The sequence below is a fragment of the Pseudomonas sp. NPDC087185 genome (genome assembly GCF_044744955.1).
Classification (GTDB): Bacteria; Pseudomonadota; Gammaproteobacteria; order Pseudomonadales; family Pseudomonadaceae; genus Aquipseudomonas.
Genome location: NZ_JBIUZK010000002.1, coordinates 157,900 through 170,532, shown reverse-complemented (window position 1 = coordinate 170,532; position 12,633 = coordinate 157,900). Strand labels below are relative to the sequence as shown.

The window sequence follows — 12,633 nt, the reverse complement described above, 5'->3', positions numbered from 1 at the left end:
GCATGGAGCCCGGCTTGACCCATGTACGAAAATGCCGCGGAGACAATTGATATCACATTAACATCATGCTTTACTGCGAAAGCTCATCTTGGATCCATTGCTTGGGCAATGTGTCGCACCCTAGGCACGCATCAGGGAAACCCCTAGCAGCAATCGGGTGCAACCTGATGTTCGCAATATCTTTTAGCCATTAATGTGACGCCATTCTCACTGCATGAATGGAGTCCGGCTTTTGCTAGCGATCGACATGGCTAGGCCATCCCTTGCTCCCGCCTTACGCGCCGGAGCCTCATGATGGAAAGCACAGCCTTCAACAGCAGCGCCCTGCAGGACTTTCTGCTGGATGCGCAGGTCTTGCTGATCCAGTCCCAGGAATGCCTGCAGCACCTCGAACTGATCGCCAACGACCCCGACGCCTGCCATTGCCTCGACAACACCCTGGTTACCCTCGCCCGGCGCGCCAGCGGCCTAGGCCTGATTGAGGTCGCCCATTACTCCTGCGCCCTGCAGCAACTGCTTGCCCCGGCTTGCCACCAATTGCACCTGCACGGCAAGGCCTTGCCTGCCCTCGCCGCCTGCCTGACCTTGCTGGAATGGCAGCTGGAACTGGTCGACAGGAAAACCGGGAGGCTGACACTCGATGCCAGTGAGCAAATCACACTGCTGGGTGAGCTCGCGACCGCTTTGAATCAGCCATTTCCGCAAACGTGTGCGCCTTGCCACGCTAACGGTAACGCGTGCAATCATCCACACACGGCAGCCGCGGCCTCGTCCAACTTGCCCAATCAGGCGCACTGACGGGCGCTAGCAACATGCAACTAAGCGCATTGTTCAAGCTGAATGCGAGCCGAACTTGTGAAGTGCTGCAAGTTCCGGCGCAGCGTAGTTGCGTAGCTGCCGCGCAAGTTGATTTCGCGAGGTCCTGTACTGCAATCAGTGATAGCACTTAGCTAGTCAAAACGCCTGCCGAAATCTCGCGATCCGCCCGGAAACCTTGAGGTTTCAAAGCATTACCCAGCCGCGACCAAAGCGGCCTGAAGTGTTACCATGCGCACTAACAAGCATCGGCCACCCGTATATGGATCGCCTCAACGCGCACTCGGCGGTTGTTGAAAGCACCATGCCAACGCCCTTGGCAAGACATGTGCCAGGCCTCCATCAGCAAGACAATTCAGTGGCTTCTCATCTATGTTCCCACGTTTGAAGATCCCTCTGCGTTGCCGTTCCCGCGCCAGCTTGTTGCGCTGGACGATCGTATTGCTGTGCGTGGCGTCCCTGCTTGCCAACGTGCTGGTGTTTGTGAGCGGGCATGCCCTCCCGGCCAGCCTGCTGCTGTTGCAACTGATGGCCATGCTCGGGGTCGGCTGGCACCTTGGCCACGGCGCCAGGTCGATAAGCCTGCGCCCGGCGGAGCTGGCCGACCGCATGCTCAAAGTCCAGGAAGGCGAGCGCCAGCACCTGAGCCGTGAACTGCATGACGACATTGGCCAACTGCTCACCGCCGCCAAACTGCAACTGGATTGGTTGCAGCGGCGACTGCCGAGCGATTTGCACGCACACTGCGGCAGCTTGCGCGGCACACTCGAAGACACCCTGAGCAAGGTGCGCGACGTCTCCGCCATCCTCAACCCGCGGCAACTGGCCAGCCTTGGCCTGGAAGCCAGCCTGCGCGCACACATGGTGCGCACCCTGGCAAATACCGACGTGCACTGGAGCCTGGAGTGCCATCAGCGTCTGGGCGGCGTCTCCGAGGAGGTGGCGATGGCCGCTTTCCGCATCGCCCAGGAAGCACTCACCAACATCCTGCGCCATGCCAAGGCGCGCAACCTGACCATCCGCCTGCAGCGCAGCCCCGTCGGCCTGCGCTTGTCGATCCAGGACGACGGCCAGGGTTTCATCCCCGCCGCCAACCCGGCCGAGGCCGGCCAGCGCGGCATGGCCGGCATGCAGGAACGTGCCACCGCACTGCAAGGCAGCCTGGAAATCACCAGCCAGCTCGGCCTGGGCACCCACATCGAGGTGTTGTTCCCGTGGCCACCACGCACCCATGAACGCGCCAGGACCCCCGTTACCCGATGACCTCTAGACTGCTGCTGGTAGATGACCACTCGCTGATCCGCGCCGGGGTCCGTGCCCTGGTGTCCGACATCCCCGGCTACACCGTGGTGGGCGAAGCAGATGATGGCGACCAGTTGCTTGAGCAGGTTCAGCAGCTAGCCCCCGATATCGTCCTGCTGGACATTTCCATGCGCTCGACCAGCGGCCTCGACGCACTCACCCTTCTGCGCGCCACTGGCAACAGCTGCAAAGTGCTGATCCTGTCCATGCACACCGACCCAGACCTGATCATGCGTGCCCTGGAAAGCGGCGCCCATGGCTACCTGCTCAAGGATGCCACCGCCACCGAACTGGAGCAGGCCCTGGCCGCGCTGCGCAATGGCGAGCGCTACCTCAGCCCGGCCATCGCCCATACCGTGATCAACCAGGCACTGATGCGGGCACAGAATGGCAAGCAGCCGAACGCCGATCGCCACAACCTCACCGCCAGGCAACTGGAGATCCTGCGCCTGATCGTGCGTGGCAAATCCACCCGCGAGATCGCCACTGGCCTGGGCCTGTCGATCAAGACCGTCGAAACCCATCGTTCACAGATCATGAAACGCCTGCAGATCTACGACGTCGCCGGCCTGGTGCTGTTTGCCGTGCGCGAAAAGATCATCAGCCTGGACGACTGAGCAGCGGCGAGTTGGGTGCCAAGTGCAGGCGCAATGCCGCTGGTACGGCCTCGAAACGCAGGCTGTCCGACTGTAACGGCTCACCGTCGAGGTTGATGTCCAGGCCCTGGGAACTCTTGATCTCGACCCAAGGCAAGCGCGCCCGCACGAACAGCCCCTCCCCGGCCAGCAGGTCGCGCAGCGCGCCCACCACTTCCTGCGGCGCCGGTAGGATGGCAACATCGAGCAAGCCGTCATCCACCACCGCCTCCGCACACAGCACCTGCCCGCCACCGGCTTGGCGACCATTGCCGATGCCCAGCGCCAGCAGGTCGCCCTGCCAGTGGAAGTCGGGGCCCGTCAGTTCTACCGAGGCGGCCTGAAGCTCGCTGAAGCGAGACAGGCCGGTGAACAGGTAGGCCGCCGCACCCAGTACTTTTTTCAGGTCTTCCGAGGTATTGGCCGTGACCTGGCTGCCAAAACCGCCCGTGGCCATGTTCAGGAACAGCTGATCGCCCACCCTGCCCAAGTCGATCGGCCGCGCCGGCAGGTCCAACAACGCCAAGGCTTCAGCCGGTTGCAATGACACACCGGCTGCCTTGGCGAAATCATTGGCGGTACCCAGCGGCAGCAAGGCCAGGCTGGCCTGCGTACCGGCCTGCGCCATGGCATCGGCCACATCGCGCAATGTGCCATCCCCGCCCCCGGCGACCACGTGGGTATAGCCGGCCGCCAGCGCCTCGGCGACCAGGCGCTGGGCATCGCCCGCCTCCCAGGTCACCCGCACATCCAGCGTCCAGCCACGCTCGCGCTGCGCGAGCACGGCCTTGCGCACCTCATCGTTCATCGCCTGCTTGCCATGCAGGATCACTATCGCCTTGCGCATCGCGCTTCTCCTTGGGAACCAACCCGTTCAGATCTCGACCGCGGCCGTGGGCAGAATGCTGCATGCCACGCGCAATTAACCGCCATGGCAACAGCAAGCCCGAACAAAAAATAATCACATTCACACAAACAGCATTGAAAGCTTAGGGCTTCAAGCGCATGATCGACAATAATTTGGCCTTCATGGATGATGCCGTAGCGAAAAGTCGGTTTTTTGACTTTTACCGCCAGAACCCTGACAGGTCGCAAGTTCCCCTTCACTGCGCTGTGTTAGACAGCGCCCTGAGTCGAGGCTGTGAAATGAGCGTTCTGATCCCCTGCATCATCGCTGGCGGTGCCGGTACCCGCCTGTGGCCGGTGTCTCGCGAAGCCATGCCAAAACCCTTCATGCGCCTGCCCGATGGCCAAAGCCTGCTGCAGAAGACATTTGCCCGCGCCAGTGCGCTCCCAGGTGTGCAGCGTGTGCTGACGGTCACCAACCGCGAAGTGTACTTTCGCACCCAGGATGAGTACCGCCAGGTCAACCCGGGCAATCTCGCCCTCGACTACATCCTTGAATCCAGCGGGCGCAACACCGCGCCCGCCATCGCCGCCGCCGTACTGCACTGCGCCAGGCACCACGGCGACGACAGCATTCTGCTGGTGCTACCCGCCGACCACCTGATCCAGGACTTCGACGCGCTAGCCCAGGCAGTCGACCACGCGCGACAGTTGGCCAATGAAGGCTGGCTGACCACCTTCGGCCTATTGCCCGACCGTGCCGAAACGGGTTTCGGCTACATCGAACAAGGCAGCGCGCTGGGCGATCACGCCCATCAAGTGGCCCGTTTTGTGGAAAAACCCGATGCCCCCACCGCCCGCGAGTATCTGGAAGGCGGGCGTCACCTGTGGAATGCCGGGATGTTCTGCCTGCGCGTCAGCACCCTGCTTGCTGAACTGCAGGCCCACGCCCCCGAATTGCTCGACAGCGTCGCCAAATGCCTGGAACTAAGCACAGTCAAACAGGGCACTGACACCCTGCAGGTCGAGCTGGACCCGGACAGCTTCGCCCTGGCTGAAGACATCTCGATCGACTATGCGCTGATGGAACGCTCCCGCAAGGTTGCCGTGGTGCCCTGTGAGTTGGGCTGGAGTGACATCGGCAGCTGGGAGGCAGTGCGCGAGCTGCGCCAGACCGATGATGACGGCAACCACTGCAATGGCGAAACCGTGCTGCACGACGTGCACAACTGCTACATCGATTCGCCCAAACGACTGGTCGGGGCAGTTGGCCTGGACAACCTGATTGTCATCGACACCCCCGACGCCCTGCTGATCGCCAATGCCGCGCGCAGCCAGGAGGTCAAGGTCATCGCCCAACAGCTCAAGCGCCAAGGCCATGATACCTACCGCCTGCACCGCACCGTCACCCGGCCTTGGGGCCTGTACACCGTGCTCGAAGAAGGGCCGCGTTTCAAGATCAAGCGCATCATGGTCCGCCCGGGCGAGTCGCTTTCGCTGCAGATGCACCACCACCGCAGCGAGCACTGGATCATCGTCAGCGGCATGGCCTGCGTGACCAACGGCGAAGAAGAGTTCCTGCTCGACACCAACGAATCGACCTTCATCAAACCTGGCCGTACCCACCGCCTGACCAACCCCGGCGTCATCGACCTGGTGATGATCGAGGTACAGAGCGGCGAGTACCTGGGCGAAGATGACATCGTGCGCTTTACTGATATTTACGGACGCGTCCCGGCAGCAGCCATCGGCTGACTGCCCACGGGCGCGTTTTTTGTCCGCGGCCTTTAGCGAGGATTGTGGTTCATGCGCATACTTTGGACACTGCCCTACCTGCCCTGGCCCACCACCAGTGGCAGCAAGACCCGGCAATACCACCTGCTGCGCGCCCTCGCGCAGCATGGCCACCGGATCACCTTGCTGGTGCAGTCGAAGATTCCGCTCAACGATGCCACGCGCGAGGCCCTCGAACCCCTGGTCGAACGCCTGATCGTGCTGCCCCGACGCGCACTGCACAGCCCACTCAACCTGCTCGCCTCCCCCATCATCGACTACCCCATGCGGGCAATCATCAACGGTTTGGCGCCCTGTTTGCGTCACCGTTTCGAGCAGTTGCTGGACGAGCCTTGGGACGTGATCCAGATCGAGCACAGCTATGGCTTCCAGCCCTTCGAGAAGGCCCTGCAGGCCCGCGGCCTGCCTTACATGCTCAGCGAGCATACCCTCGAATCGGTCATGGGCGCCGCCTGCCATGACCGCCTCCCCCTGTGGCTGCGCCCGCTCAATGCGTTCGACCGCTGGCGTTACCGGCGTTGGGAGCAGCGCGTACTGAGCCAGCCCAACGAAGTGGTGGCGGTCAGCAGCCATGACGCCGAGCTGATCAGCCAGATCAGCGGGCGCCCGGTGAACGTGGTGGTCAATGGTGTGGACTGCGACTATTACCAGGACGTAAGCCCGGCGCTGCACAGCCAGCGCCTGCTGTTTGTCGGCAATTTCGAGTACGGCGCCAACCTGGAGGCCATCGAATGGGCACTGGAGGAAATCCTCCCACAGGTATGGATGAGCAATCCGGCGGTACGCCTGGCCATAGCCGGCCATGCCCTGCCAGCCAGCTGGAAGCTGCACTGGAACGACCCACGCATTGAATGGGTCGGCTATCGCCCAGACTTGCGCGAGTTGCAACGGCGTTCAGCGCTGTTCTTCGCACCATTGCGCTACGCCGGCGGCTCCAAGGTGAAGATTCTCGAAGCCATGGCCGCCGGGCTGCCGGTGATCACCACCGGCAAGGGCGTGTCAGGCCTTGCCGTGAACAATGGCGAGCATTACCTGGGCAGCGATGACGGTGGCCAGCTCGCCTTGCTGATCACCCAATTGCTCAACCAACCCTGGCGCATGTGCCAGCTCAGCGAAGCCGGACGGCAGTTTGCCCGGCAGCGTCACGACTGGAGCGTGGCGGCCCAGCAACTGGAAAACGTGCACATGCGCCTGACCCAGTCGGCACCGGCCGACGCCACTCAACCCAGCGGCGCCTGGCTCGGGCGTTCAACCAAGTAGTTCGCTCAGCGGTATGAACGGCACGCTGTCACCCTGCTGCGGCGTGCTGCCTTCACGCACTTCCACCAGGCCCTCAGCCCAGGCGGCGCTCCTCAGCACACCAGAGCTCTGGTTCTTGTAGATACGCACGCGGCCATTGTCGATGCGCGCGCGCAAATACTCGCGACGGGTACCGGCCTTGGGCCAATCGAAGCCTGCTGGCACATCGAAGCGCAGCGGCGTGATCTCGACCACCCCTTGGCGGCGCAGCAAATATGGGCGCGTCAATAAACCGAAGGTCACCAGCGTGGACGCCGGATTGCCCGGCAAGCCGATCACCGGTACACCTTGATAATGCCCGAAGGTCAGTGGCTTGCCTGGCTTGATCGCCAACTTCCACAAAGCCAGCTCGCCAGCTTCGCGCAGCGCCGCGCCGAGGTAATCGGCTTCACCCACGGACACGCCACCGGTGGACAGGATCAGGTCGACATCGCCCAGGCTAGCCAGGCATTCACGCGTGCGCCCCAAGTCATCAGGAAGGATGCCCATGTCGCGCACTTCGCAGCCCAGGCGCTGCAACCAGCTGACCAGCAGGCGCCGGTTGCTGTTGTAGATCTGCCCAGGCCCCAGCGGCAAGCCCGGCTCGACCAGCTCGTCACCGGTGGACAACACCGCCACCCGCACCCGCCTTATCACCAGCAACTGTGCATGCCCAAGGGTCGCAGCCAGGCCGAGTTCTATCGGCCCCAGGCGCGTGCCCGCGACCATCACCTGTTCGCCCTTGCGGGTTTCCTGGCCCTGGGGGCGGACGTTCTGGTCGAGCCTCAGCGGCTCGAGGAAGCGCACCCGGCCATCCGCCAGCACCTCGGTGTTTTCCTGCATCTCGACGCAATCGGCACCGGCCGGCAGTGGCGCGCCGGTGAAGATTCGCGCGCAGGTGCCGGGCTGCAAGGGTTCGGGCGCATGGCCTGCGAAGATGCGCTGGCTGACCGGCAGCGGCTCGCCCTGGCAATCGGCCAGGCGCAGGGCATAGCCGTCCATGGCGCTGTTCGGCCAGGGCGGCAGGTCGAGCGAGGCGACCAGATCCGTCGCCAGCACGCGGCCTTCGGCGTCGGCCAACGAGACGGTTTGCGTATCGTTGATCGGCGCCGCCTCGGCCAAGGCCAGCAATTGCTCCAGGGCTTCTTCCACCGGCATCAACGGCCGGGCCTGCGGCGCCTCAGCCACGGCTGTCACAGGCCGCTGCCTGCTTCAGGTGCGGGACAAAATTGCACGGGCGATGGCGGGCATCCAGCTGCTCGGCGAGGATGCCGTCCCAGCCGGTGCGTACGGCATTGGTCGAACCTGGCAGGCAGCACACCAGCGTGCCATTGGCCAAGCCAGCCAGTGCGCGCGACTGCACGGTGGAAGTGCCGATATCGGCCACGGAAATCTGCCGGAACAACTCGCCAAAGCCTTCCACCTGCTTGTCCAGCAGACAGGCAACGGCTTCCGGCGTGCTGTCGCGGCCGGTAAAACCGGTCCCGCCGGTGATCAGCACGACCTGCACGGTATCGTCGGCAATCCAGGTGGCGACCTGGGCGCGGATCTTGTAGAGATCGTCCTTGAGCAGCATGCGTGCCGACAGCTGGTGGCCTGCGGCGGTCAGGCGGTCGACGAACATTTGCCCGGAGGTATCGGTTTCGAAGGTGCGGGTGTCGCTGACCGTCAGCACGGCAATGTTCAGCGCCACGAAGGGGGTATCTGCCTTGGCTTTCATGAGTGTCCGTCGCAGGGAAAGGGATGGCCGCATTTATATCACAGGCCGCCCGAAGCAACCTCGACAGACCCAGGTCAATACCCCGGCATTGACGCTATGCTGCACTGTGAAAGGAACTTGCGCAGACGCCCTGCGTCATAAAGTCATCTAGCACCATCGCACTGGAGAAACACGATGATTCAACGGACCCTTCCCGCCTTCCTGCTCGCCCTGGGCCTGGGCGCCCTGGCCGGCTGCGCCTCGCCGACCGTGATCACCCTGAATGACGGCCGCGAGATCCAGGCAGTGGACACCCCATCCTTTGACGAGGATTCCGGTTTCTATGAGTTTGAACAACTCGACGGCAAGCGCACACGCCTGAACAAAGATCAGATCCGTACCGTCAAAGAGCTTTGATCTGGCAGCTGATTTGAGCATAAGCCCTTTTAACAACAAGGGCTTGCGCTCGAAAAAACGATGCAGTAGGATTTCGTTCATCGGAGTGTAGCGCAGCCAGGTAGCGCGTCTCGTTCGGGACGAGAAGGCCGCAGGTTCGAATCCTGTCTCTCCGACCAAATCCTGCTCAAAAAGCCCGCCATGTGCGGGCTTTTTGTTGTCTGCGATTCGGCCTATGCCGTCAGCCGCGAGGTCACCTCACCCAACTGCCCCGACAACCCATGCAAACGTTGCCCGGCCTGTTCGGTGTGCTGCACGGCTTGCTGGTTGGCCGTGGCGATACGGGTGATCTCGATCAGGTTGCGCGAGATGTCCTCGGCGACGCTGGTCTGCTCCTCAGCCGCAGTGGCGATCTGCCGGTTCATGTCGCGAATGGCTTCCACCGCCGTCGTGATGCGCTGCAGCATCTGCCCGGCCTGCTGCACCTGCTCGGCGCCCTCCTCGCTGCGCTGCTGGCCGCTTTCGATGGCCTTGACCGCCTCCACCGCACCCGACTGCACCGCTTCGATGATCTGATGGATTTCGGCAATCGACGCTGCCGTGCGCTGGGCCAGGCTGCGCACCTCGTCGGCGACCACTGCAAAACCGCGCCCAGCCTCGCCCGCGCGGGCCGCTTCAATGGCCGCGTTGAGCGCCAGCAGGTTGGTCTGCTCGGCAATGCCACGGATCACTTCCAGCACTTTGCCAATGCGCGAACTGTCAGTTTCCAGATCGCGAATCACGGCGGCGGTACCGGCGATCTCACGGTTGACCACCCCGATGATATCGATGGTCTGCTGCATCACCTGCTCGCCCGACTGGGCGCTGTGGTCGGCATCATCAGCGGCACGCGCAGCCTGGGCGGCGTGGCGGGCCACTTCCTGGGCGGTGGCGGACATCTCGTGCATGGCGGTGGCCACCTGGTCGGTACGCTGGAACTGGTCCTGGGTACCGCGCGCCATGTCACCGGCGATGGTGCGCAACTGGCCGCTGGCGCCTTCCAGCTCCTGGGCGTTGTCCTTCAGGCGGCCAACGGTTTCGGCGAGGAAATCACGCAGGGTGTTGGCGGCACGCGCCAGGCGGCCCAGTTCATCCTCACGACGGCTGTCGACCCGGGCGCCGAATCGGCCCTGGCTCAGTTGCGCGACGTACTCGATCAGCTGACCGATGGGTTCGATCAGGCTGCGGTTGACCCGCCACAGGCTGAGCAAACCTACCAGCAGCGCCGAACCGAGCATCACCAGGACACCCAGCCACACGGTGCGTTCGGCACGGGTGTTGATGCTGGCGGCGCGCTCGCGGGCATCGGCGCGCAGTTGTTCGACCAGCACGCTCATCTGCTCGCTGGTGGCGCGGTCGACGCCCTTGACTGCCAGGTCGCCAGCCACCGGGTCACCACCGGTAGCCAGGAATGCCTGGCGCCCCTGCGCATAGGCCACACCCAATTGCTGGTGGCTGTCACGCAACTGCTGCAAGGGCACTTTGAGCGCGTCATCGCTGCTGTCGATCAGTTGCCCAAGCAATTGCTGAACCTGCTGCTCGCGCGCCTGGAACTGCTGCCAGTATTTGTCCAGCTCCGCCGGATGGCGGCCGCGCAGCAGCACGTTCTTCCATTCCTGCACCTGGATCTTGAACTGCAGGTTGGCTTCGTCAATGGCTTGCGAGGCACGCAACGGCCCGTCTACCAGCGCGGCATAACCGCGCACGCTGGAAGACAGGAACTGGAAGCACACCAGGGCGATCAGCAGCATCGCCGCCAGGCTGCCGCCGAGCAGTGTGAGAATTTGCACTCGGAGGGATTTACGCAACATCGCAGGTCTCGGGAACAAGGAGGTAGGAAACAGCGCGCCGCTGGCAGCGCCGCGACAGACATCCTTGTCCTCGTTCGCAGGCCAAAAAAAAGCTGCCATCGATCGATAGCAGCCAATTCGAGCACTTACACAACAGTTGAACGTCATATTCTCAAGCCATTGCTACAGCAATGTTACAGGCACGCGACGCGTCAGCCTGTGGTGAACTGCAGTGAGGCCAAGCGGGCATAGAGCGGGCTTTTTTCGATCAGCTGGCGATGGGTCCCCACCGCGACCAGATGCCCCTGGTCGATGACCGCGATGCGGTCGGCATGCTGCACCGTGGCCAGGCGGTGGGCGATGACCAGCGTGGTACGGCCCGCCATCAGGCTCGGCAGCGCCTGCTGGATCAGGTGCTCGCTCTGGGCATCGAGGGCGCTGGTGGCCTCGTCGAGCAGCAGGATCGGCGCATCCACCAACAACGCGCGGGCAATCGCCAGGCGCTGGCGCTGCCCGCCCGACAGGCCGACACCGCCCTCGCCCAGCGGGGTCTGGTAACCCTGCGGCAGCTGCCGGATGAATTCGTCGGCATGTGCACCACGCGCCGCTGCCTCGACGTCGGCCAGGCTGGCCTCGGGGCGGCCATAGCGGATGTTGGCTTCGACCGTGCCACGAAACAGCGAAGGGTTCTGCGCGACCAGGGCGAACTGGCGGCGCAAGTCGGCGAGTTGCAGGCCGGTGATGGGCTGGCCGTCCAAGAGGATGCGCCCCTGTTGCGGGTCGTAGAAGCGCAGCAGCAGGTCGAACAGGGTCGATTTGCCCGCCCCCGATGGCCCCACCAGCGCCAAAGTCTGGCCTGGCTCGATGACCAGGCTCAGGTTGTCGATCGCCGCAACCGATGGCCGCGACGGGTAGGCAAATTGCACCTGCTGCAGTTCGATACGCCCAGCCGCGTGCGGCCTCTCCAGGGCAAGCGCCTGCTCGGGTTCCAGAATACTGCTGCGCGCCGACAGCAGCTCGGCGATGCGCTCTGCCGCCCCAGCCGCGCGCTGCAACTCACCGATCACTTCGCTGAGGGTACCAAAGGCACTGCCGACGATCAGGCTGTAGAACACGAAGGCGGCCAGTTCACCGGTAGAAATGCGCCCGGCGATAACATCCATGCCGCCCACCCACAGCATCACCCCCACCGCGCCCAGCACCAGCACGATGACCAGAGTGATCAGCCAGGCCCGCTGGGCGATACGCTGGCGTGCCACGGCGAAGGCCGCCTCGACCGTGCCGGCGAACAGGTCTCGGTCCAGCGCCTGGTGGTTATACGCCTGCACGGTCTTGATCTGCCCCAGCGTCTCGGCCACGTAGCTCCCCACATCCGCCACCCGATCCTGGCTTTGCCGCGACAGGCTGCGCACGCGCCGGCCGAACAGCAGGATCGGCGCCAGCACCAGCGGCAGAGCTACCACGACGATGCTGGTGAGCTTGGGGTTGGTGATGAACAGCAGCACCACGCCCCCGATCACCATCAAGGCATTGCGCAGGAACATCGACAGCGATGAGCCGATCACAGACTGCAGCAAGGTGGTGTCGGCGGTCAGCCGGGACTGAATTTCCGAGCTGCGGTTGTCTTCGAAAAAGCCTGGGTGCAGCCCGATCAGGTGATCGAACACGGTGCGGCGGATATCAGCCACGCAACGCTCTCCGATCCACGAGACCAGGTAGAAACGGCTGAATGTGCCGATGGCCAACGCCACCACCAGCACCAGGAACAGCGCGATGGTCTGGTTCAGCTGGTGCGCGGAGCGGGTCATGAAACCCTGGTCCACCAGCAGGCGGATGCCCTGGCCCATGGACAAGGTGATGGCGGCAGTTGCCACCAGTGCCAACAACGCCAGCAGCGCCTGCCGACGGTAGGGCCGCAAGAACTGCCAGCACAGGAACAAGGCAAGACGATGACGAGAAGAAACCGGTTCGGGCATGACGATGACCACAGCAACAGTGAGCCTGCAGCCTAGCACTCATCGGGCCTACCGGTGGCTAT

The 12,633-nt window shown here is 63.5% G+C and carries 11 protein-coding genes, 1 tRNA gene and 1 pseudogene; 7 read left to right on the top strand and 6 right to left on the bottom strand.

What is annotated here, in order from left to right; genetic code table 11:
- Positions 1-294: 294 nt before the first annotated feature.
- The 3 genes from ACIPIJ_RS06070 (at position 295) to ACIPIJ_RS06060 (ending at position 2,735) form a co-directional block, all read left to right on the top strand.
- Positions 295-798, top strand: coding sequence for a histidine kinase (locus ACIPIJ_RS06070; protein WP_401073812.1), 504 nt, complete (start codon positions 295-297; stop codon positions 796-798).
- A gap of 390 nt (positions 799-1,188) precedes the next feature.
- Positions 1,189-2,079 carry a sensor histidine kinase gene (locus ACIPIJ_RS06065; protein ID WP_401073809.1) on the top strand — a complete coding sequence of 297 codons (891 nt, stop codon included), beginning with the start codon at positions 1,189-1,191 and terminating at the stop codon, positions 2,077-2,079.
- A complete protein-coding gene (locus ACIPIJ_RS06060) occupies positions 2,076-2,735 on the top strand; it encodes a response regulator (RefSeq protein ID WP_401073806.1) in 660 nt (219 codons plus the stop codon). The genes ACIPIJ_RS06065 and ACIPIJ_RS06060 overlap by 4 nt, the downstream gene beginning before the upstream one ends.
- Here ACIPIJ_RS06060 and yegS read toward each other — a convergent pair.
- On the bottom strand, positions 2,719-3,600 hold the full coding sequence (gene yegS / locus ACIPIJ_RS06055) for a lipid kinase YegS (RefSeq protein ID WP_401073803.1): 882 nt from the start codon (positions 3,598-3,600) through the stop codon (positions 2,719-2,721). The two genes, ACIPIJ_RS06060 and yegS, sit on opposite strands and share 17 nt — an antisense overlap.
- A 299-nt stretch (positions 3,601-3,899) precedes the next feature.
- Here yegS and ACIPIJ_RS06050 point away from each other — a divergent pair, with 299 nt between their 5' ends.
- A complete protein-coding gene (locus tag ACIPIJ_RS06050; protein ID WP_401073800.1) occupies positions 3,900-5,354 on the top strand; it encodes a mannose-1-phosphate guanylyltransferase/mannose-6-phosphate isomerase in 1,455 nt (484 codons plus the stop codon).
- Positions 5,355-5,405: 51 nt separating this feature from the next.
- Positions 5,406-6,653, top strand: coding sequence for a glycosyltransferase family 4 protein (locus ACIPIJ_RS06045; protein ID WP_401073798.1), 1,248 nt, complete (start codon positions 5,406-5,408; stop codon positions 6,651-6,653).
- Here the strand turns inward: ACIPIJ_RS06045 and glp are convergent.
- A complete protein-coding gene (gene glp, locus ACIPIJ_RS06040; RefSeq protein ID WP_401073795.1) occupies positions 6,642-7,868 on the bottom strand; it encodes a gephyrin-like molybdotransferase Glp in 1,227 nt (408 codons plus the stop codon). The genes ACIPIJ_RS06045 and glp overlap by 12 nt on opposite strands.
- Positions 7,852-8,391, bottom strand: coding sequence for a molybdenum cofactor biosynthesis protein B (gene moaB / locus ACIPIJ_RS06035; protein ID WP_401073792.1), 540 nt, complete (start codon positions 8,389-8,391; stop codon positions 7,852-7,854). The genes glp and moaB overlap by 17 nt, the downstream gene beginning before the upstream one ends.
- A 174-nt stretch (positions 8,392-8,565) precedes the next feature.
- On the opposite strand from moaB, the gene ACIPIJ_RS06030 reads away from it, so the two are divergent.
- Together ACIPIJ_RS06030 and ACIPIJ_RS06025 are read left to right on the top strand one after the other, a co-directional pair.
- Positions 8,566-8,787, top strand: a complete 222-nt coding sequence (locus tag ACIPIJ_RS06030; RefSeq protein WP_027596642.1) for a YgdI/YgdR family lipoprotein — start codon at positions 8,566-8,568, stop codon at positions 8,785-8,787.
- 81 nt (positions 8,788-8,868) lie between these two features.
- Positions 8,869-8,945 (top strand) — tRNA-Pro (locus tag ACIPIJ_RS06025).
- Between the two features lie 54 nt (positions 8,946-8,999).
- Here ACIPIJ_RS06025 and ACIPIJ_RS06020 read toward each other — a convergent pair.
- The 3 genes and pseudogenes from ACIPIJ_RS06020 to ACIPIJ_RS06010 all read right to left on the bottom strand — a co-directional run bounded on the left by ACIPIJ_RS06020 (position 9,000) and on the right by ACIPIJ_RS06010 (position 12,571).
- Complete coding sequence (locus tag ACIPIJ_RS06020) at positions 9,000-9,713, bottom strand: methyl-accepting chemotaxis protein (RefSeq protein ID WP_401075691.1); 714 nt, start codon at positions 9,711-9,713, stop codon at positions 9,000-9,002.
- A 171-nt stretch (positions 9,714-9,884) separates the two neighbouring features.
- Positions 9,885-10,043 (bottom strand): annotated as a pseudogene (locus ACIPIJ_RS06015) (HAMP domain-containing protein); the annotation flags it as partial.
- Positions 10,044-10,807: 764 nt separating this feature from the next.
- Positions 10,808-12,571 (bottom strand): ABC transporter transmembrane domain-containing protein, encoded by a 1,764-nt coding sequence (locus ACIPIJ_RS06010; RefSeq protein WP_401073789.1) that lies wholly within the window; start codon positions 12,569-12,571, stop codon positions 10,808-10,810.
- Positions 12,572-12,633: the final 62 nt, after the last annotated feature.